This is a genomic window from Microbacterium sp. EG9, assembly GCF_059759475.1.
The window spans coordinates 1,202,096-1,223,587 of sequence record NZ_CM186217.1 but is presented as its reverse complement, the minus strand read 5'-3'; the positions used below and the strand labels follow the sequence as shown (position 1 = coordinate 1,223,587).

The window sequence follows — 21,492 nt, the reverse complement described above, 5'->3', positions numbered from 1 at the left end:
CTGATAGAATGAACGGATGCCGCGGCATCCTGCGGCCACGAGTTCTCCCGCGTGGGCGTGTCCCCGCGAGTTTTCCCACCGCCATTCGATCCTGGAGGTTCATCATGGCCGGACGTGACAAGGGCATCATCGACCCGCCCATCGACGCACTGCTCGACAAGGTCGACTCCAAGTACCAGCTCGTGATCTACGCGGCCAAGCGCGCGCGCCAGATCAACGACTACTACTCCGACCTGCACGAGGGGAACCTCTTCGACAACGTCGGTCCGCTCGTCGACTCGAGCGTCGAGGACAAGCCCCTCACGATCGCGCTGCACGAGATCCACGAGGACAAGCTGCGCCTGCGCGCGGCCGAGTGATCCTCCGCTGACTTCATGACGCCGTATGGCGTCGGCATGCCCGTGATCCCCGCTACGACGACGTCGTGTCGGAGATCGCGGGCATGATTGTCGAGTACCCGTTGTCGTCTGGAGCACCGATGAGCGCGCTGCGTCTGTTCACGTCCGAATCCGTCACCGAGGGGCACCCGGACAAGATCTGCGACCAGATCTCCGACTCGATCCTCGACGCCCTGCTGACGGTCGACCCGGGCAGCCGTGTCGCGGTGGAGACCCTCGTGACCACGGGCCTCGTGCACGTGGCGGGCGAGGTCCGCACCGACGGGTACGTCGACATCCCCGGCATCGTCCGCCGGGTCGTGAACCGCATCGGCTACACCTCGAGCGAGACCGGCTTCGACGGCGATTCCTGCGGCGTCACGGTGTCGATCGGCGAGCAGTCCGGCGACATCGCCGCCGGCGTCGACAACGCGATCGAGCACCGCGAGGGCGGTTCGGTCGACCCCGTCGACGCGCTCGGCGCGGGCGACCAGGGCATCATGTTCGGCTACGCGACGAACGAGACACCGCAGCTCATGCCGATGGCGATCTGGACCGCCCACCGGCTGGCCGAGCGTCTCACGGATGCCCGCCGCTCCGGCGCGCTCGGGTTCCTGCGTCCCGACGGCAAGACCCAGGTGACCCTCGGCTACGACGGTCCGGTGCCGCGCACCGTCGACACCGTCGTGCTCTCCACCCAGCACAACCCCGACATCTCGCTGCCCGCCCTGCGCGCCGCGGTGCAGGCCGAGGTCATCGACCCCATCCTCGCCACCACCGGCCTCGACGTGTCGAACGTCCGCTACGTCATCAACCCCGCGGGCCCGTTCGTCACCGGCGGCCCGAAGGGCGACGCCGGTCTCACCGGCCGCAAGATCATCATCGACACCTACGGCGGCGCGTCCCGCCACGGCGGCGGCGCGTTCAGCGGCAAGGACCCGTCCAAGGTCGACCGCTCCGCCGCCTACGCGATGCGGTGGGTCGCCAAGAACGCCGTCGCGGCCGGTCTCGCCGACCGCCTCGAGGTGCAGGTCGCGTACGCGATCGGTCGCGCGGAGCCCGTCGGGCTCTACGTCGAGACGTTCGGCACCGCGCACGTGTCCGACGAGAAGATCACCCGGGCGATCCGAGAGGTGTTCGACCTGCGTCCGAAGGCGATCATCGACGACCTCGACCTGCTGCGGCCCATCTACGCGCAGACGGCCGCCTACGGCCACTTCGGCCGGGAGCTTCCCGAGTTCACCTGGGAGCGCACCGACCGCGTCGAGGAGCTGCGCGCCGCCACGGGTCTCTGACCGACGCCGTGATCGTCGTCGCCCGGGTCCTCATCGACTCGCCCCTGCCGCAGCTGGACCGGCTCTTCGACTACGAGGTCCCGGCATCGCTCGTCGCCGACGCCGTGCCGGGAGTCCGGGTGCGCGTGCCGCTGCGGACGGCGGGGCGCGTCGTGGACGGCTACCTCGTCGACGTGCACACGGCGGAGGCGCCCGAGCGGCCGCTCTCCGAGCTCGACGCGGTCGTCTCGTCGGTGCCCGTGCTGACCCCGGCGCTGTACGCGCTCGCCCGACGCGCGGCCGACCGCGCCGCCGGCTCGGCGAGCGACATCCTGAGGCTGGTGATCCCGAAGCGGATGGTGCGCGCGGAGAAGGCGTGGCTCGCCGCCGGCGATGCGGACGCCTCCGCCGCCGAGGTGTCGACGGATGCCGCGGCCTGGGCCGACGGCGTGCTCGCGGCCTATCCGGGGCTGTCCGAGGCCGTCGCGGCGGGGGAGCGGCTCGCCCTCGACGCGCCGCCGCGCCCCGCGCCCGATCGCCCGGTCGGCGCGTGGGCCGACCTGGTCGCCGCGATCGCCGTGCGCACGCTGGCGGACGGGCGCAGCACCGTGCTGGTGGTGCCCGATCACCGCGACCAGGACCAGCTCCTGACCGCGCTCGCGGGGCGCGCACCCGACGACGCCGTGGTGCGCGACGACGCGCGCCGCTCCGGCCCCGAGCGCTACGCCACCTACCTGCGGCTGCTGACGCCGTCGCCGTGCATCGTGGTCGGCAACCGGTCGACGGTCTACGCCCCCGCGCACGACACGGCCTGCGTCGTCGTGTGGGACGACGGCGACCCCCTGCTGGCCGAGCCGCTCAGTCCCGGCGTCCACGCGCGCGACGCGGCCCTCCTCCGCCAGGAGTTGGAGGGCTCGGCGCTCGTGTTCGCCGGTCACACGCGCACGACCGATGTGGAGCGGCTGGTGCAGCTCGGCTGGGTGCGCGACCTGCCGGCGGGCCGCCGGCCGAGCCCGACCGTCGTGCTGTCGGCCACACGCGAGGGCGAGTCGCGGGGAGCCCGCGTGCCGTCGAGCGCGTTCGCCGCCGCCCGCGACGCCCTGCACGAGGGACCGGTCCTCGTGCAGGTCGCCCGCCCGGGCTACTCGCCGGTGCTGGTGTGCGCCGACTGCCGCACGCCCGCCCGCTGCCGCCATTGCACGGGCCCGCTGCGGGCGCGCCGCCCCGGAGCGACCCCCGACTGCGGATGGTGCGGCCGTTCCGCCCCCGCCTGGACGTGCGCGAACTGCGGCTCGGTGAAGCTGCGCATGGCGTCGTCGGGCAGCGAGCGCACGGCGGACGAGCTCGGACGCGCCTTCCCCCACACCCGCGTCATCGTCGCCGACGGCGCGCATCCCGTGACCCACGTCGACGAGCGGCCGGCGCTCGTCATCGCGACCCGCGGCGCCGAGCCGTTCGCGCGCGGCGGCTACCGGGCGGTGATCCTGCTCGACGGCGACCGGATGCTGCTGGCCGAGCAGCTGCGCATCGGGGAGTCCGCGCTGCGCTGGTGGTCGAACGCGGCCGCGCTCGCGGCCCCGACGGCCCCCGTGCACCTCGTGGGTGTCGCGGGACCGGTCGCACGCGCCCTCGCGACCTGGACGCAGCCGGCCTACGCGCGCGCGGAGCTCGCCGACCGCGCGCCGCTCGCGATGCCGCCGGTGATCCGCGTCGCGGCGGTCGAGGGCACCGTGACCGCCGTCGAGGGGGCGCTCAGCGCGGTCCGCGAGGCCGTTCCCACGCTCGCCGCCCCCGCGGGCGCGATCCTGGGTCCCGTCCCCGTCGAGGAGGGGGTGGTCCGCGCCCTCGTGCGCTTCGACTACGCCCACGGCAAGGCTGTCGCCGAGACGCTGCGCGCGGCCGTCGTCGCCGAGGCCCTGCGGGGGCGTCGCGCCGCCCGTCGCGGACCGGCGCGCGGGGCGAACAGCGGCGCGCGCACTACACTGCGGGTGCGGCTCGACGTCCCCGAACTCGATCTCTGATCCGGCGGGCTCGCCGCCGTGATCGTCGTCATCAACCGAGGTACCCCATGCGCATCGTCTTCGCCGGCACACCGGCGCCCGCCGTCCCGTCCCTGCGGGCGGTCGCGGCATCCGCTCACGATCTCGTCGGGGTCGTCACCCGCAGCGACGCGCCCCTCGGTCGCAAGCGGGTGCTGACGCCGTCCGCGGTGGCGGCGGCGGCAGCGGACCTGGGGGTGCCGATCGTCAAGGCCGACCGCCTCGACGCCGCGGCGAGCGCCGCGATCGACGCCCTCGCGCCCGATCTCGGCGTCATCGTGGCCTACGGCGGCCTCGTGCGGGAACCGCTGCTGTCGATGCCGAAGCACGGGTGGATCAACCTGCACTTCTCCCTCCTGCCGCGCTGGCGGGGCGCAGCCCCGGTGCAGCACGCGCTCATCGCGGGGGACCGGACCACGGGGGCGAGCGTGTTCCAGCTCGTCGCCGCCCTGGATGCGGGTGATGTCTTCGCAGAGGTGCGCTACGACGTCCCCCGCGGCGCGACCGCGGGGGAGGTGCTCACCGAGCTGGCCGACGCCGGCGCCGAGCTGCTCGTGCGCGTCGTCGACGAGATCGCGGCGGGAACCGCGCGCGCGACGCCGCAGACGGGGACGGCCACGCTCGCTCCGAAGCTGTCCATCGCCGATGGCGCCCTCGACCTCACGGCTCCCGCCGACGTCGTGCTGGACCGTTTCCGCGGCACGACGCCCGAGCCCGGGGCGCACGTGAGCTTCGACGGCGCGCGGCTGAAGATCCTCGCGGCGCACCGCGGGCCGGATGCGGGGCTGGAGCCGGGCGTGGTGAGCGCCTCGGGCCGCGACATCCTGCTCGGTGCCGGCGGCGGCACCAGCGTGGTCCTGAAGACCGTCCAGCCGGCCGGCAAGAGCGCGATGGCGGCGGGGGACTGGTGGCGCGGCGTGCGGGTCGACGACCCGCGCATCGAGCTGCCGTCGTCGGGGGAGGCGGCCTCGTGAGCGGGTCGCCGCGCTGGGTGGCCTACGACGTACTGCGCGCCGTGCACGACTCCGACGCGTACGCCAACCTCCTGCTGCCGCGTGCGATCACGCGGGCCGGGCTCACCGGCCCCGACGCCGGACTGGCCACCGAGCTGACCTACGGCACGCTGCGCCGCGAGGGCACCTACGACGCGATCATCGCGGATGCCGCACGTCGCCCGGTCGCCGACATCGACCCCGCCGTGCGCGACGCCCTGCTGCTGGGGGTCCATCAGCTGCTGGCGATGCGCACGCCCGCGCACGCGGCCGTCAACGAGACCGTCCGCCAGGTGCGCAAAGCCGTCGGCGCGTCGGCGGCGGGCTTCGCGAACGCGGTGCTGCGTCGCGTCAGCGAGCGGACGCCGGACGAGTGGGACGAGCGTCTCGCGGCGGGGGCGCGGTCGGACGACGAGCGGCTCGCCCTCCGCTACGCGCATCCGGTGTGGGTGATCCGCGCCTTCCGCCGCGCCCTGGCCGCGGAAGGCCGCGCCGACGAGCTCGAGGCGCTCCTCGCCGCCGACAATGCGGCGCCGGTGGTCACCCTCGCCGCTCTCCCCGGACTGGCGCACCGGCCCGCCGACGCCGCGCCGACGCCGTACTCGCCGCTCGGGTTCCGCTCCGCCGGGGGCGATCCCGGTGCGCTGGTCGCGGCATCCGGGGGCCTGGTCCGCGTGCAGGACGAAGGATCCCAGCTGGCGGCGCTCACCCTCTCCCGCGCCCTCCCGGTGGCACCCGGCGAGCGCTGGCTGGACCTCTGTGCCGCGCCGGGGGGCAAGACGGCGGTGCTCGCGGCGGAGGCGCTCGCCCACGGCGCGGAGCTGGAGGCGAACGAGCTGTCGCCGGCTCGCGCGCCGCTCGTGCGCGACTCGGTCGCGTCGGTACCGCTGGAGGTTCCGGTGTCGGAGGAGGACGGTCGCACACGGGCCGCCCGCGGGCGCTACGACCGCATCCTCGTCGATGCCCCCTGCACCGGCCTGGGCGCCCTGCGCCGTCGTCCCGAGGCGCGCTGGCGCAAGCAGCCCGCCGACGTCCCCGAGCTCGCCGCGCTCCAGACCGAACTGCTCGATGCCGCGATCGGGGCACTGCGCCCGGGCGGCATCGTCGCCTACGTCACGTGCTCGCCACACCTGGCCGAGACCGCCGCAGTCGTCGCCGACGCCCTGCGCACCCACGGCGACACCATCGAGGAGATCGATGCGCGTGCGGTCGTCGCGGGGATCTCCGACGCACCGATCGATCTCGCCGCACCCGCGGACGGGTCCGGGCGCGCGCAGCTGTGGCCGCACCGTCACGGCACCGATGCCATGTCCATCTCGCTGCTGCGCAAGCGCTGAGCGGCCCCGCGGGCCCGTCGGCGGCGGCTAGGGTGGTGCCGTGACCGGCGACATCCGCATCAACCCCAGCATCCTGGCCGCCGACTTCGTGAACATGCAGTCCGAGCTGGCCCGCATCGGGACCGCCGACTTCGTCCACGTCGACGTGATGGACAACCACTTCGTGCCGAACCTGACGTTCGGGCCGCAGATGGTCGAGCGCATCCAGGCGACGAGCCCGGTGCCGCTGGACGTGCACCTCATGATCTCGGACGTCGACCGCTGGGCTCCCGGCTATGCCGAGCTGGGTGCGGCATCGGTCACCTTCCACCTCGAGGCCGCGACCGATCCCGTGGCCCTCGCGCGCCGCCTGCGCGCGATCGGTGCCCGCGCCGGCGTGGCGGTGAAGCCCGCGACGGCGGTCGAGGGGCTCTTCGACGTGCTCGACGAGTTCGACCAGATCCTCGTCATGACCGTGGAGCCCGGCTTCGGCGGACAGTCGTTCATGGCCGACCAGATGCCCAAGCTGGCGCGACTGCACGACGAGGCCCGCCGGCGCGGCTCGCAGGTGTGGCTGCAGGTCGACGGGGGCATCTCGGAGGCGACGATCGCCCAGGCCGCCGAGGCCGGCGCCGACACGTTCGTCGCCGGCTCGGCCGTCTTCGGCGCGGGGGAGCCGGACCGCGCGATCGCCGCCCTGCGTCGCCTCGCCGCCGATCACCACCGGCACTGACCCGCCCGCCGGCCGCCCGGACGGCGCTCGCCCCCGGCGCGGACCGGTAGCCTGTCAGGGTGAAGACGTTCGACGCCCTGTTCGCGGAGCTGACGACGACCGCCGAGACCCGTCCCGAGGGTTCCGGCACGGTCGCGCAGCTCGACCGCGGCGTGCACGCCATCGGGAAGAAGATCGTCGAAGAGGCCGCCGAGGTGTGGATGGCCGCGGAGTACCAGTCCGACGACGAGACGGCCGAGGAGATCTCCCAGCTGCTGTACCACCTGCAGGTGCTCATGCTGGCCAAGGGCCTCACCCTCGACGACGTGTACCGACATCTCTGAGCGCGCTCCCGCCTCTGCTCGTCCCGCTACCGAAAGCCCTTCACCCATGCTGCGCATCGCCGTGCCGAACAAGGGGTCGCTCGCCGACACCGCCGCCGAGATGCTCGCGGAGGCCGGATACACCGGCCGTCGCGACCCCAAGGATCTCCATGTCATCGACCCGATCAACGAGGTCGAGTTCTTCTACCTGCGTCCGAAGGACATCGCGACCTACGTCGGCTCCGGCGCCCTCGATGTCGGCATCACCGGCCGCGACCTGCTCCTCGACGCCCGGATGCCGGGGGCACGTGAGATCGAGCAGCTCGGCTTCGGCGGCTCGACGTTCCGCTTCGCCGGCCCTCCCGGACGCTTCACCGCGGTGACCGACCTCGAGGGCCTGCGGGTCGCGACGGCCTACCCGGGCCTCGTCGACGGCTTCCTCGACGAGCAGGGCGTCGCCGTCGACCTCGTGCCGCTGGACGGTGCGGTCGAGTCGGCGGTGCAGCTCGGCGTGGCGGATGCCGTCGCGGACGTGGTCTCCACCGGCACGACACTGAAGCAGGCGGGCCTGGAGATCTTCGGACCGGTGCTCCTGCAGTCGGAGGCCGTGCTCATCGGGGCTCCCACCGAGGCCGAGGGCACCGAGACCCTGCTGCGGCGCCTGCGCGGCGTCATGGTCGCGCGTCGCTACGTGCTCATCGACTACGACCTGCCGGCGTCGCTGGTCGACGACGCGGTGGCGATCGCACCCGGCATCGAGTCGCCCACCATCTCGCCGCTGCGCGACCCGGAGTGGGTGGCGGTGCGCGTGATGAGCCCGCGCACGACGGTCAATCAGGTCATGGACGCGCTCTACGCCATCGGCGCCCGCGCCATCCTGGTGACGCCGATCCACAACGCGAGGCTCTGACATGTCGCTCGCACGACGGGTGATCCCGTGCCTCGACGTGGCCGCCGGCCGCGTCGTGAAGGGCGTGAACTTCGAGAACCTGCGCGACATGGGCGACCCGGTCGAGCTGGCCGCGCTCTACTTCGCCCAGGGCGCCGACGAGCTGACGTTCCTCGACGTGACCGCGACGGTGGACGACCGGGCGACGACGTACGACGTCGTGCGGCGCACGGCCGAAGAGGTCTTCATCCCGCTCACCGTGGGCGGGGGCGTGCGCAGCGCCGACGACGTCGCGCGACTGCTCGCCGTCGGTGCCGACAAGGTCGGCGTGAACTCCGCGGCCATCGCGCGCCCCGACCTCGTCGGCGAGATCGCCGACCGCTTCGGCGCCCAGGTGCTCGTGCTCTCGCTCGATGTGAAGCGCGCACCCGGCACCCGCTCCGGGTTCGTCGTGACGACCCACGGCGGACGCACGGCCACGAGCCTCGACGCCCTCGACTGGGCCCGTGAGGCCATCGACCGCGGCGCCGGCGAGCTGCTCGTCAACTCGATCGACGCCGACGGCACCAAGGACGGCTTCGACCTCGAGCTGGTCGGGCTCATGCGCGAGCTGTCGTCGGTGCCGGTGATCGCCTCCGGCGGCGCCGGCAGCGTCGACCACTTCGCCCCGGCCGTGCACGCCGGAGCCGATGCCGTGCTCGCGGCATCCGTGTTCCACTCCGGCCAGCTGACGATCGGCGAGGTCAAGGACGCGCTGAGCGCGGACGGCATCGAGGTGCGCCGATGACCGCCGTCGACGACCCCCGCATCGGCCGCGTCGCCTTCAACGACGACGGGCTCGTCCCGGCGATCATCCAGCAGCACGACACCGGCGAGGTGCTCATGCTCGGGTGGATGGATGCCGAGGCGCTGCGCCGCACGCTGACGGAGGGCCGCGTGACGTTCTGGTCGCGGTCCCGCCAGGAGTACTGGCGCAAGGGCGACACCTCCGGACACGCGCAGTACGTCCGCGGCGCGCGGCTGGACTGCGACGGCGACACCCTGCTGATCGCCGTCGAGCAGATCGGCGCGGCCTGCCACACCGGTGACCACACCTGTTTCGACGCCGACGACCTGTCGCCCGTCGTCGCCTGGGCGCCCCTCGATTCCGGCGGCGACGCGTCGTGACGGCACGTGCGCGCAGCTTTGCGGTGCTGGCGATCATCGCCGGCGGAGCGCTGGCGATCATCTCGTCGACCCAGACCTGGCTCGACGTGACCCTCGACGCGGGCGCGACCGCGGCCCTGCAGGTGGCGGGGGCGAAGGCGTTCACGATGCTGGCACCGCTGAGTCTGGCGGCCCTCGCGCTGGGACTCGCGTTGACGGTGGTGGGCCGCGCGCTGCGGTATGCGTTCGGCGCGCTCGCCCTCCTCATCGGCGGCACGCTGACCGTCGCCGCCGCCCGCATCGCGATCGAGCAGCCGCTGGATGCGGTCGCCGCCGCGGTCACGACGTCGACGGGCCTGTCGGGTACGGCCGCGATCGCCGGCCTCGTGACGTCCGTCACCGCCACGCCGTGGCCCTGGCTGACCGTCGTGGCGGGGGTGCTCATCGTGGCCGGGGGCGCGCTGACGATCGCGACGGCGCACCTCTGGCGCCGCAGCGGCCGGCGCTACCGCACCGACGGCGGGACCGGCGCGGGAGCCGCCGCGCCGTCCGCGGCGGCGGCGTCCCGCCCCTACGACGCGATCGACTCCTGGGACGACCTGTCGCACGGCGACGATCCCACCGCCCGCTAGACTGGCGGAGAACCCCCGAATCACTCCGAGGAGCATCATGAGCAACAGCATCGACGACCCCGGCCACGGACACTCGCCCGCCGCCTGGACGGCTGTGGTCATCATGCTGCTCGCCGTGACGCTCGGCACGGTCTTCTACTGGTTCGACATGCCGATCCTGGTCTGGGCTTCGGTGGGCCTGCTCATCGTCGGCGCACTCGTCGGGTGGGGCATGGCGAAGGCCGGCTACGGCGCCAAGGGCCCGAAGTACGCCCCGAAGCAGCACTGACATGCTCGATGGCCTGACGGCCGGTGCGGTGGAAGATGCCCGGTCGCGGGAGGACGCACGTCCTCTTCGCGATGTCGAGCGTGACGCCCTCGCACAGGCCCCAGCGCTCGACGCCCTCGCCGCCCTCGCCCCCGCCGACCGGGTGAAGATCATCGCCGAGGTCAAACGCGCGAGCCCGTCCCGCGGCGATCTCGCGGCGATCCCCGATCCCGCCCTCCAGGCCGCGCTGTACGAGGAGGGCGGAGCCTCGGCGATCTCCGTGCTGACCGAGGCGCGCAGATTCAAGGGCTCCCTCGCCGACCTCGAGGCGGTGAAGGGACGCGTCAACGTGCCCGTCCTGCGCAAGGACTTCATCGCGACGCCCTACCAGGTGCTGGAGGCACGTGCGTCCGGCGCCGACTTGGTGCTGCTGATCGTCGCCGCCCTCGAGCAGCCGCTGCTGAGCCGACTGCACGAGCTGGTGCTCCAGCTCGGCATGACGCCGCTCGTCGAGACGCATTCCCGCGAGGAGCTGGAGCGCGCCGCCGACCTGGGCGCGAAGCTCATCGGCGTGAACGCCCGCAACCTGTCCACCTTCGAGCTGGACCGCGACCTGTTCGGCTCGCTCGCCGAGCACTTCCCGGCGGATGCCGTGAAGATCGCCGAGTCCGCGGTGCTCGCCCCGGCCGACGTCGCGCACTACCGCGCCGGCGGCGCCGACGTCGTCCTGGTGGGGGAGGCGCTCGTCACGAACGACCCCGTCACCACCCTGCATGCCTTCCTGGAGGCCGGATCATGAGCCTGCGTGACCAGCACGGACCGTTCTTCGGCGACTTCGGCGGTCGATTCATGCCCGAATCGCTCATCGCCGCGATCGACGAGCTGACCGCGGAGTACGAGTCGGCCAAGGCCGACCCCGCGTTCCAGGCGGAGTTCGAGAGCCTGCTGCACTCGTACGCGGGGCGCCCGTCGGCGCTGACCGAGGTGCCCCGTTTCGCCGAGCACGCGGGCGGCGCCCGGATCTTCCTCAAGCGCGAGGATCTCAACCACACCGGCTCGCACAAGATCAACAACGTCATCGGGCAGGCTCTGCTCACGAAGCGGCTCGGCAAGAAGCGCGTCATCGCCGAGACCGGCGCCGGCCAGCACGGTGTCGCGACCGCGACGGCCGCTGCGCTGTTCGGCTTCGAGTGCACGGTGTACATGGGCGAGGTCGACACCGAGCGCCAGGCACTGAACGTGGCCCGCATGCGTCTTCTCGGCGCCGAGGTCATCCCCGTCACGACCGGGTCGCGCACGCTCAAGGACGCGATCAACGAGGCGTACCGCGACTGGGTGGCATCGGTCGAGACGACCAACTACATCTTCGGCACCGCGGCGGGGCCCCACCCGTTCCCGGCCATGGTGCGGGACTTCCAGAAGATCATCTCCGAGGAGGCGCGCGCCCAGCTCCTCGACGAGACCGGGCGCCTGCCCGACGCCGTCGTCGCGTGCGTCGGCGGCGGCTCGAACGCGATCGGCATGTTCGACGCGTTCCTCGACGACGAGAAGGTGAAGCTGTACGGCGTGGAGGCGGCCGGCGACGGCGTCGACACACCGAAGCACGCGGCATCCATCGAGCGCGGACGGCCCGGTGTGCTCCACGGCGCGAAGACCTACGTGCTGCAGGACGAGGACGGCCAGACCGTCGAGTCGCACTCGATCTCGGCGGGCCTGGACTATCCGGGTGTCGGGCCGGAGCACGCGTGGCTCGCCGACATCGGCCGCGCCGAGTACATCCCCGCCACGGATGCCGAGGCCATGGACGCCTTGCGCCTGCTCTCGCGCACCGAGGGCATCATCCCGGCGATCGAGTCCGCCCACGCCCTCGCGGGCGCGTTGCGCCTGGGCCGCGAGCTGGGCCCGGACGCCATCATCGCCGTCAGCCTCTCCGGCCGCGGCGACAAGGACATGGACACCGCCGCCCGCTGGTTCGGGCTCTACGACGAGGGGGCCGCGCAGTGACCTCGCGCGTGGCCGCGGCGATCGACGCCGCGAAGGCCGAAGGGCGGGGGGCGTTCGTCGGTTACCTGCCGCTCGGGTTCCCCGACCTCCAGACGAGCATCGACGCCGCCGTCGCCCTGGCCGACAACGGCGCCGACATCCTCGAGCTGGGGCCGCCCTACTCCGACCCCGTGATGGACGGGCTCATCATCCAGGAGGCCACGCAGGCGGCCCTCGCCGGCGGTTTCCGGCTGCGGGACACCTTCACGGCCGTCCGCGCCATCGCCGCGCGCGTCGACGTGCCCATCCTCGTGATGACCTACTGGAACCCGGTGCTGCAGTACGGCGTGGACCGGTTCGCCGACGAGCTCGTCGCGGCGGGGGGAGCGGGCCTGATCACGCCCGACATCACCCCCGACGCCGCACCCGACTGGATCGCCGCCTCGGAGCGCACCGGATTGGACCGCGTCTTCCTCGCCGCACCGACCTCGACCGACGAGCGGTTGCGGATGATCGCAGAGGCCTCCACCGGCTTCGTCTACACCGTCTCCACGATGGGCATCACGGGGGAGCGCGCAGAACTGGATGCCGCCGCCCGCACCCTCGTGGCCCGCCTCCGCGGTTTCGGCGTCGAGCACGCCTGCGTCGGAATCGGCATCTCGACCGCCGAACAGGTCGCCGGAGTGCTGGAGTACGCCGACGGCGCCATCGTCGGGACGGCTCTGGTCCGTGCCCTCCGCGACGGCGGCGTGGCGGCCCTCGCCGCCGAGACCCGCGCGCTCACGGGCGGCACCGGCTCCTGAGCCGTCCGCGGCGACACGTGACGATCCCGGCGGCGAAGTAGACTGCCCCTCGTGCTTTCCTCCGCCTCCGTCGTCGCCAGCATCCCGAGCCCGTCGATCAGCTCCTTCCAGATCGGCCCGCTGACGATCCACTTCTACGCCCTGTGCATCCTCGCGGGGATCGTCGTCGCGGCGTTCATGACCAACCACCGACTGACCAAGCGCGGAGCCGAGGCCTGGGTCGTCATCGACATCTGCCTGCTGGCGGTGCCGCTGGCGATCGTCGGGGCGCGCGCCTTCCACGTCGTCACCCACTGGGGCTTCTACTTCGAGCAGGGCCGCGACTGGTGGAACCCCTTCGTCCGCGACGCGATCTGGAACGTCTGGGACGGGGGCATCGCCATCTTCGGCGCCCTCATCGGCGGCGCCATCGGTGCGTGGCTGGGCTGCAAGTGGACCGGCATCCGCTTCTGGACCTTCGCCGATGCCCTGGCCCCGGGGCTGCTGCTCGCGCAGGCGATGGGACGCTTCGGCAACTGGTTCAACCAGGAGCTGTACGGCCTGCCCACCGACCTCCCGTGGGGCCTGCAGATCGACTACCCGAACGCGGCCTGGCCGGTCGGCCTGCCCGCGGGCACGCTGTTCCACCCGACGTTCCTCTACGAGGTCATCTGGAACACGATGGGTGTCTTCGTCCTCCTGTGGGCCGGCCACCGCTTCCGGCTGCAGTGGGGCCGTCTGTTCGCGATCTACCTCGTCTGGTACAGCGCCGGTCGCATCGTCTGGGAGAGCATCCGCATCGACCCGAGCGAGGTGTTCTTCGGCCTGCGCACCAACGTGTGGGCGGCCATCTTCGGGGTCATCGTGGGTCTGGCCATCTTCGTGGTGCAGACGCGTCGTCACCCCGGCTTCGAGCCGTCGCCGTACATGCGCGGCCGCGAGCGGGGCGGGGCTGTACAATCGCAGAACACCGATGAATTCGTGGACGTCAGCGCACCCCCGACGCCCGGCTCCATCGCGGACGCAGCCACAAGCACCGTCGCATCGAAGTAGCACCGCAGTCACCTCCCCGGTGCCCGCCACGCTTCGATTTCTCCTCCGCTGAACACACCTCCGCTGAATGCCCAGGGCCGACGTCGTCCCCGATCAGTTTGACCATGAGGACGGTTGCCATGGCTTCGAGCCCCCGTCGTGAAGAGACCCACGAACAGCCCGTGATGCGCCCCGCATCCGGCTTCCCCGCCAAGCAGGGGATGTACAACCCGGCCTTCGAGAAGGATGCCTGCGGCCTGGCGATGGTCGCCACGCTCCGCGGCGAGCCGGGCCACGACATCGTCGAGCTGGCGCTGACGGCGCTGCGCAACCTCGAGCACCGCGGCGCGATCGGCTCCGACGCCGGCACGGGCGACGGCGCCGGCATCCTCACGCAGATGCCCGACGCGTTCCTGCGCGCCGTCGTCGACTTCGACCTGCCGCCGGTGGGGGAGTACGCCGCCGGCATGGCGTTCCTCCCGCTCGATGAGGCGGCCCGCGCCGACATCAAGGCGGGCGTCGAGCGCATCGCCGAGACCGAGGGCCTGACGGTGCTCGGCTGGCGCGACGTCCCGACCGAGCAGGAGCACCTCGGCAAGCTGGCCTACGAGGCCCGTCCCCACTTCGAGCAGCTCTTCGTGTCGCGCCCCGCCGTGGGCGACGCCCCCGCGCTCAGCGGGATCGAGCTCGACCGGCGCGTCTACCGCCTGCGCAAGCGGGCCCGTCGCGAGCACGACGCCTACTTCGTGTCGCTCAGCGCGCGCACGCTCGGCTACAAGGGCATGGTCACGACGCTCCAGCTCGAGCCCTTCTACCCCGACCTGCAGGACGAGCGCTTCCAGAGCGAGCTGGCGGTCGTGCACTCGCGCTACTCGACCAACACGTTCCCGTCGTGGCCCCTCGCGCAGCCGCTGCGCATGCTGGCCCACAACGGCGAGATCAACACCGTCGGCGCCAACCGCAACTGGATGCGCGCACGTCAGTCGCAGCTCGAGTCCGAGCTGATCGGCGACATCCGCCCGCTGCTTCCGATCTGCACCGAGGGCGCGAGCGACTCGGCATCCTTCGACGAGGTGCTCGAACTGCTCACCCTGACGGGACGCAGCCTGCCGCACGCGATCATGATGATGGTGCCGGAGGCCTACGAGAAGCAGGCCGACATCGCGCCGGATCTGCGTGCGTTCTACGAGTACCACTCCATGCAGATGGAGCCGTGGGACGGCCCGGCCGCGCTCATCTTCACCGACGGCACGCTCGTCGGCGCGACGCTCGACCGCAACGGCCTGCGCCCCGGCCGCTGGACCGAGACGACCGACGGACTGGTCGTCATCGGCAGCGAGACCGGTGTGCTCGACTTCGCCCCCGAGCGCATCAAGCGCCGCGGACGCCTGCGCCCGGGCCGCATGTTCGTCGTGGACACCGCGCAGGGTCGCATCATCGAGGACGACGAGGTGAAGGCCGAGCTGGCGGCTCTGCAGCCGTGGCAGGAGTGGCTGGACGCCGGCCGCGTGCGCCTGAAGGAACTGCCGGAGCGGGAGCACATCGTGCATCCGATCGCCTCCATCACACGCCGCCAGCGCACCTTCGGCTACACGGAGGAGGAGGTCCGCATCCTCCTGACCCCGATGGGCCAGAACGGTGCGGAGCCGCTGGGCGCCATGGGCTCGGACACCCCGATCGCCGTGCTCAGCAAGCGGCCTCGTCTGCTGTTCGACTACTTCGTGCAGCAGTTCGCGCAGGTCACCAACCCGCCGCTGGACTCGATCCGCGAAGAGGTCGTCACCTCGCTCGCCCTGGGCCTGGGCCCCGAGCGCAACCTCCTCGAGTGGGGTCCCGAGCACACGCGGACGATCACGCTCGACTTCCCGGTGATCGACAACGACGAGCTGGCGAAGCTCCAGAACATCGACAAGGCCCTGCCCGGACGGCGCTCCGTGACGATCCGCGGCCTCTACCACCTCGAGCACGGCGAGGACGCCCTCGAGCGTCGCCTCGACGAGATCTCCGCCGAAGTGGATGCCGCGATCGCCGACGGTGCCGAGTTCATCATCCTGAGCGACCGCGACTCGAACAAGGACCTCGTGCCGATCCCGTCGCTGCTCATGCTGTCGGCCGTGCACCACCACCTCATCCGCAAGGAGAACCGGATGAAGGTCGGCCTCGTCGTGGAGGCCGGCGACGTCCGCGAGGTGCACCACGTCGCGACCCTCATCGGCTACGGCGCCTCGGCGGTGAACCCCTACCTCGCGATGGAGACGGTCGAGTATCTCGTCCGCGCCGGCTTCATCACCGGCATCACGCCCGAGAAGGCCGTCAAGAACCTCATCTACGCGCTCGGCAAGGGCGTGCTGAAGATCATGTCGAAGATGGGCATCTCGACCGTCTCGTCCTACGCGGGCTCGCAGGTCTTCGAGGCCGTCGGCCTGTCGGAGGAGCTCATCGAGAAGTACTTCACCGGCACCGAGACCAAGCTCGGCGGCGTCGGCGTCCGCGAGATCGCCGCCGAGAACCAGGCTCGCCACGACTACGCCTACCCCGAGGACGGCGCGGTCCGCGCGCACGAGCGCCTCTGGACCGGTGGCGAGTACCAGTGGCGCCGGGACGGCGCGCCCCACCTGTTCACCCCCGACACGGTGTTCCGGCTGCAGCACGCGACCAGGACCCGTCGGTACGACATCTTCCGCGAGTACACGAAGCTCGTCGACGACCAGGCGGCCGAGCTGAAGACCCTGCGCGGGATGTTCAAGCTCAAGACCGGCGTGCGCCCGCCCGTGCCGATCGACGAGGTCGAGCCGGTGTCCTCCATCGTCAAGCGGTTCTCCACCGGCGCGATGAGCTACGGGTCGATCTCGAAGGAGGCGCACGAGACGCTCGCGATCGCGATGAACTCGATCGGCGCCAAGTCGAACACGGGGGAGGGCGGCGAGGACGTCGACCGTCTGCTGGACCCCGAGCGCCGCAGTGCCATCAAGCAGGTGGCGTCGGGCCGGTTCGGCGTGACGAGCATGTACCTCACGCACGCGGACGACATCCAGATCAAGCTCGCCCAGGGCGCGAAGCCCGGTGAGGGCGGGCAGCTGCCCCCGGGCAAGGTGTACCCCTGGATCGCCCGCACGCGCGGAGGGACGCCCGGCGTCGGGCTCATCTCGCCGCCGCCGCACCACGACATCTACTCGATCGAAGACCTCAAGCAGCTCATCTTCGACGTCAAGCGCGCGAACCCCAAGGCCCGCGTGCACGTGAAGCTCGTGAGCCAGTCCGGCATCGGCGCGGTCGCCGCCGGCACCGCCAAGGCGCTCGCCGACGTCATCCTCGTCTCGGGGCACGACGGCGGCACGGGCGCGAGCCCGTTGAACTCGCTCAAGCACGCGGGAACCCCGTGGGAGCTGGGGCTCGCCGAGACGCAGCAGACGCTCATGCTCAACGACATGCGCGACCGTGTCGTGGTGCAGGCCGACGGTCAGCTCAAGACCGGCCGCGACGTCGTGATCGCGGCGCTGCTGGGCGCCGAGGAGTTCGGCTTCGCGACGACCGCCCTGGTCGTCGAGGGCTGCATCATGATGCGGGTGTGCCACCTGGACACCTGCCCGGTCGGCGTCGCGACGCAGAACCCGGTGCTGCGCAGCCGCTTCTCGGGCAAGCCCGAGTTCGTCGTCAACTTCATGGAGTTCCTGGCCCAGGAGGTGCGCGAGTACCTCGCGGAGCTCGGCTTCCGCTCCATCGACGAGGCGGTCGGGCGCACCGAGGTGCTGGACATGAACGGCGCGATCGACCACTGGAAGGCCAGCGGACTCGACCTCGCGCCCATCCTCGAGGGCCCGGCGTTCGCGCCCGACGTGCCCCGTCGCCACCTCCGCGACCAGGACCACGAACTGGACGAGCACTTCGACGTGCAGCTCATCGAGCGCGCGCAGGACGTCATCGTCCACGGCGGTCACTTCTCGATCGACCTGCCGATCCGCAACACGGAGCGCGCGGTCGGCACGATGCTCGGCAACCGCGTGACGCTCGCCCACGGCGAGCACGGCCTGCCGTCCGGCACCATCGAGATCAACCTGACGGGCTCCGCGGGCCAGTCCTTCGGCGCGTTCCTGCCGTCGGGCATCACCCTGCGGCTGGAGGGCGACTCGAACGACTACGTCGGCAAGGGGCTGTCCGGTGGCGAGATCGTCGTGCGCCCGCCGCGCGGCGCGAGCTTCGACGCCGCCCAGAACGTCATCGCGGGCAATGTCATCGGCTACGGCGCCACGCAGGGCACGCTCTTCCTGCGCGGCGTGGTCGGAGAGCGCTTCCTGGTGCGCAACTCGGGCGCCACCGCCGTCGTCGAGGGCGTGGGCGACCACGCGCTCGAGTACATGACGGGCGGTCTGGCCGTCATCCTCGGTCCGACGGGGCGCAACCTCGGCGCCGGGATGTCGGGCGGGACGGCATACATCTACAAGCTGGACCGCGACCTCGTCAACCGCGAGGCGCTCGCCACCGGCGAGCTCGAGCTGCTCGACATGGGCTCCGGTGACGTGGAGATCCTCCGCGACCTGCTCGAGCGTCACGTCGCCGAGACCGACTCGGCGCTCGGCGCCGCACTTCTGGACGATCTCGAGGCCGAGGCCGCGAACTTCGTCCGTGTCCTGCCGCGCGACTACGCCGCGGTGCTGCAGACCCGCCAGGAGGCGGCCGCCGAGGGGCTCGACCCCGACGGCGACGTCGTCTGGACCCGCATCCTGGAGGTGACCGGTGGCTGACCCGAAGGGCTTCCTGAAGACCACCGAGCGCGAGCTCCCGGCGCGCCGGCCGGTTCCCGTGCGCATCATGGACTGGAAAGAGGTCTACGAGCCCGGCGACTCCGCCGTGCTGCGTCGTCAGGCCGGCCGCTGCATGGACTGCGGCATCCCGTTCTGTCACCAGGGCTGCCCGCTGGGCAACCTGATCCCGGAGTGGAACGACCTGACGTGGCGCGGCGAGGGCCGCTCCGCGATCGAGCGTCTGCACGCGACGAACAACTTCCCGGAGTTCACCGGGCGGCTGTGCCCGGCGCCGTGCGAGAGCGCCTGCGTCCTCGGGATCAACCAGCCCGCGGTCACGATCAAGCAGATCGAGGTCTCCGTCATCGACGAGGCGTTCGCGAACGGCTGGGTGGAGCCGGAGCCGCCCGCGCGGCTCACCGGCAAGACCGTCGCCGTCGTCGGCTCGGGCCCCGCGGGACTCGCGGCGGCGCAGCAGCTGACCCGGGCCGGTCACACCGTCGCGGTCTACGAGCGGGACGACCGCATCGGCGGCCTGCTGCGCTACGGCATCCCCGACTTCAAGATGGAGAAGCGCCACCTGGAGTCGCGCCTGCGTCAGATGCAGGACGAGGGCACGCGGTTCCGCGCCGGTGTGGAGATCGGCACCGACATCACCTGGAGCGAGCTGCGGGCCCGCTACGACGCGGTGGTCATCGCGACCGGCTCCACGCTGCCTCGCGAACTCGCGATCCCGGGCCGCGACCTCGCGGGCGTGCACTTCGCGATGGAGTACCTCGTCGAGTCCAACAAGGCCGTCGCCGGCGACCAGGTGCCCCACCAGATCCACGCCGAGGGCAAGCACGTCATCGTCATCGGCGGCGGCGACACCGGTGCCGACTGCATCGGCACGGCGCACCGTCAGGGCGCCCTCAGCGTGACCAACCTGGCGATCGGCAAGCAGCCCCCGGCGGGCCGCCCGGACCACCAGCCGTGGCCGATGACGCCGACGGTGTTCGAGGTCTCCTCGGCGCACGAGGAGGGCGGGGAGCGCAGCTTCCTGGCCTCCACCGTCGAGTTCCTCGGCAACGAGGCCGGCGAGGTGCGCGCGCTCCGCGTCGCCGAGACGGAGTACCTCCCCGACGGGCGCCGTGTGCCCCGCAGCGGCACCGAGCGCGAGATCCCCGCCGACCTCATCCTCATCGCGATGGGTTTTACCGGCCCCGAGCGCGCCGAGCTCGAGTCGCAGCTGGGTACCGTGTTCACGGGCCGCGGCAACGTCGAGCGCGGCGATGACTACCAGACGACCGCGCCCGGCGTGTTCGTCGCCGGAGACGCCGGCCGTGGCCAGTCCCTGATCGTCTGGGCGATCGCGGAAGGGCGCGCGGCGGCCGCCGCCGTCGACGAGTACCTGATGGGCCGCACGAGCCTGCCGTCACCGGTGCGCCCGACGGACGTCGCGATCGGCCTTCAGCCCGCGTAGGCTGAAATCAACCCCGAACAACCCATAGAGACCGGAGAGTCTTCAGTGAGACGCGCGAAGATCGTCGCAACCCTGGGACCGGCCACCGAATCGTACGAGATGATCCGCGCGATCATCGAGGCGGGCGTGGACGTCACCCGAATGAACCTGAGCCACGGCTCGTACGCCGAGCACGAAGTCCGCTTCGCCAACGTGCGCAAGGCCGCCGACGACGCGGGACGCGCCGTCGCCATCCTCGTCGACCTGCAGGGCCCCAAGATCCGTCTCGGCAAGTTCAGCGATGGACCGCACGACCTCGCCGTCGGGGAGACCTTCCGCATCACCACCGATGACGTCGTGGGTACCCGCGATCTCGTCGGCACGACCTTCAAGGGCCTCGCCGGCGACGTCAAGCCCGGCGACTTCCTCCTCATCGACGACGGCAAGGTGCGCGTCCAGGTCGAGAGCGTCGACGGTCCGGTCGTCACGACCAAGGTCATCGTCGCGGGAACCGTGTCCAACAACAAGGGCATCAACCTCCCGGGCGTCGCCGTGAGCGTCCCCGCGCTCTCCGAGAAGGACGAGGCGGACCTCCGCTGGGGGCTGAAGGCGGGTGCCGACCTGATCGCGCTGTCCTTCGTCCGCGACGCGGCCGACATCACCCGCGTGCACGAGATCATGGCGGAGGAGGGCCGCAAGGTCCCCGTGATCGCCAAGATCGAGAAGCCGCAGGCGGTGGACAACCTCGAGGAGATCATCGACGCGTTCGACGGCATCATGGTCGCCCGCGGCGACCTGGCCGTCGAGCTGCCGCTGGAGGCCGTGCCGGTCGTCCAGAAGCGCGCCGTCGAGATGTGCCGCCGGATGGCCAAGCCCGTCATCGTCGCGACGCAGATGCTCGAGTCGATGACCCACGCCCCCGTCCCCACGCGCGCCGAGGCGTCCGACGTCGCCAACGCGGTGCTCGACGGCGCCGACGCGGTCATGCTATCGGGTGAGACGAGCGTCGGCGACTATCCGGTCGTCACCGTGCAGACGATGGCCCGCATCGTGGAGTCGACCGAGGAGCACGGCCTGGAGCGGATCCGTCCGTTCAGCGCCAAGCCCCGCACGCAGGGCGGCATCCTGACCTTGGCCGCGAACGAGGTCGCCGAGTTCATCGAGGCGAAGTACATCGCGATCTTCACGGAGTCCGGTGACACGGCGCGTCGTATGTCGCGCCTGCGTCCCGGCATCCCGATGATGGCCTTCGCCGTCGACCCGGCGATCCGCCGCCGCATGGCGCTGACGTGGGGCGTGCAGTCGACGCTCGTCGAGCACGTCGCCCACACCGACATGATGTTCCTCCAGGTCGACGAGTTCTTCCTCGGTCAGGGCCTCGCCCAGGAAGGGGACAAGGTCGTCGTGATCTCCGGTTCCCCTCCCGGAATCATCGGCTCGACCAACGACATCCGGGTGCACCGGATCGGCGACGCCGTCCACGGCAAGGCGCCGATCTACCAGACGGAGAAGTAGGTCGCAGCACGAACGACGAAGGGCGGATGCCGGGATTGCCGGCATCCGCC

At 71.8% G+C, this 21,492-nt stretch carries 19 protein-coding genes; all 19 read left to right on the top strand.

Annotation, left to right across the window (positions count from 1 at the left end):
• Window positions 1-104 precede the first annotated feature (104 nt).
• Entirely contained in the window at window positions 105-359 is a 255-nt protein-coding gene (gene rpoZ, locus AC6CQV_RS05700) for a DNA-directed RNA polymerase subunit omega (protein WP_060958614.1), read from the top strand.
• Between the two features lie 119 nt (window positions 360-478).
• Window positions 479-1,672: a methionine adenosyltransferase gene (gene metK, locus AC6CQV_RS05695; RefSeq protein WP_498260490.1), complete on the top strand. Its 1,194-nt coding sequence runs from the start codon at window positions 479-481 to the stop codon at window positions 1,670-1,672.
• 8 nt (window positions 1,673-1,680) lie between these two features.
• On the top strand, window positions 1,681-3,672 hold the full coding sequence (locus tag AC6CQV_RS05690; protein WP_498260489.1) for a primosomal protein N' family DNA-binding protein: 1,992 nt from the start codon (window positions 1,681-1,683) through the stop codon (window positions 3,670-3,672).
• Window positions 3,673-3,719: 47 nt separating this feature from the next.
• Window positions 3,720-4,664: a methionyl-tRNA formyltransferase gene (gene fmt / locus AC6CQV_RS05685; protein WP_191008636.1), complete on the top strand. Its 945-nt coding sequence runs from the start codon at window positions 3,720-3,722 to the stop codon at window positions 4,662-4,664.
• Window positions 4,661-6,019, top strand: coding sequence for an RsmB/NOP family class I SAM-dependent RNA methyltransferase (locus AC6CQV_RS05680; protein WP_498260488.1), 1,359 nt, complete (start codon window positions 4,661-4,663; stop codon window positions 6,017-6,019). The genes fmt and AC6CQV_RS05680 overlap by 4 nt, the downstream gene beginning before the upstream one ends.
• Window positions 6,020-6,113: 94 nt before the next feature.
• Window positions 6,114-6,731, top strand: coding sequence for a ribulose-phosphate 3-epimerase (gene rpe / locus AC6CQV_RS05675; protein WP_240191345.1), 618 nt, complete (start codon window positions 6,114-6,116; stop codon window positions 6,729-6,731).
• Between the two features lie 59 nt (window positions 6,732-6,790).
• Window positions 6,791-7,054 (top strand): phosphoribosyl-ATP diphosphatase, encoded by a 264-nt coding sequence (locus AC6CQV_RS05670; protein WP_060958619.1) that lies wholly within the window; start codon window positions 6,791-6,793, stop codon window positions 7,052-7,054.
• Window positions 7,055-7,100: 46 nt separating this feature from the next.
• Window positions 7,101-7,943: an ATP phosphoribosyltransferase gene (gene hisG / locus AC6CQV_RS05665; protein ID WP_061781743.1), complete on the top strand. Its 843-nt coding sequence runs from the start codon at window positions 7,101-7,103 to the stop codon at window positions 7,941-7,943.
• A 1-nt stretch (window position 7,944) separates the two neighbouring features.
• Window positions 7,945-8,709: an imidazole glycerol phosphate synthase subunit HisF gene (hisF, locus tag AC6CQV_RS05660; RefSeq protein ID WP_060958621.1), complete on the top strand. Its 765-nt coding sequence runs from the start codon at window positions 7,945-7,947 to the stop codon at window positions 8,707-8,709.
• Complete coding sequence (hisI, locus tag AC6CQV_RS05655) at window positions 8,706-9,089, top strand: phosphoribosyl-AMP cyclohydrolase (protein WP_060958622.1); 384 nt, start codon at window positions 8,706-8,708, stop codon at window positions 9,087-9,089. The genes hisF and hisI overlap by 4 nt, the downstream gene beginning before the upstream one ends.
• Window positions 9,086-9,700 carry a Trp biosynthesis-associated membrane protein gene (locus AC6CQV_RS05650; protein ID WP_205283018.1) on the top strand — a complete coding sequence of 205 codons (615 nt, stop codon included), beginning with the start codon at window positions 9,086-9,088 and terminating at the stop codon, window positions 9,698-9,700. Before hisI ends, AC6CQV_RS05650 begins: the two co-directional genes overlap by 4 nt.
• A 37-nt stretch (window positions 9,701-9,737) precedes the next feature.
• Window positions 9,738-9,968 carry a DUF6704 family protein gene (locus AC6CQV_RS05645; protein ID WP_060958624.1) on the top strand — a complete coding sequence of 77 codons (231 nt, stop codon included), beginning with the start codon at window positions 9,738-9,740 and terminating at the stop codon, window positions 9,966-9,968.
• 1 nt (window position 9,969) lies between these two features.
• The gene (gene trpC / locus AC6CQV_RS05640; protein WP_498260487.1) at window positions 9,970-10,746 is read left to right on the top strand and encodes an indole-3-glycerol phosphate synthase TrpC; all 777 of its coding nucleotides are present in this window, start codon (window positions 9,970-9,972) and stop codon (window positions 10,744-10,746) included.
• Entirely contained in the window at window positions 10,743-11,951 is a 1,209-nt protein-coding gene (gene trpB, locus AC6CQV_RS05635; protein ID WP_060958626.1) for a tryptophan synthase subunit beta, read from the top strand. The genes trpC and trpB overlap by 4 nt, the downstream gene beginning before the upstream one ends.
• The gene (gene trpA, locus AC6CQV_RS05630; protein ID WP_498260486.1) at window positions 11,948-12,733 is read left to right on the top strand and encodes a tryptophan synthase subunit alpha; all 786 of its coding nucleotides are present in this window, start codon (window positions 11,948-11,950) and stop codon (window positions 12,731-12,733) included. Before trpB ends, trpA begins: the two co-directional genes overlap by 4 nt.
• 51 nt (window positions 12,734-12,784) lie before the next feature.
• Entirely contained in the window at window positions 12,785-13,765 is a 981-nt protein-coding gene (gene lgt / locus AC6CQV_RS05625) for a prolipoprotein diacylglyceryl transferase (RefSeq protein ID WP_060958628.1), read from the top strand.
• Window positions 13,766-13,884: 119 nt separating this feature from the next.
• Entirely contained in the window at window positions 13,885-18,486 is a 4,602-nt protein-coding gene (gene gltB, locus AC6CQV_RS05620; protein WP_061781741.1) for a glutamate synthase large subunit, read from the top strand.
• Window positions 18,479-19,948 carry a glutamate synthase subunit beta gene (locus AC6CQV_RS05615; protein WP_060958630.1) on the top strand — a complete coding sequence of 490 codons (1,470 nt, stop codon included), beginning with the start codon at window positions 18,479-18,481 and terminating at the stop codon, window positions 19,946-19,948. Before gltB ends, AC6CQV_RS05615 begins: the two co-directional genes overlap by 8 nt.
• Window positions 19,949-19,993: 45 nt before the next feature.
• Window positions 19,994-21,442: a pyruvate kinase gene (gene pyk / locus AC6CQV_RS05610; protein WP_060958631.1), complete on the top strand. Its 1,449-nt coding sequence runs from the start codon at window positions 19,994-19,996 to the stop codon at window positions 21,440-21,442.
• Window positions 21,443-21,492: the final 50 nt, after the last annotated feature.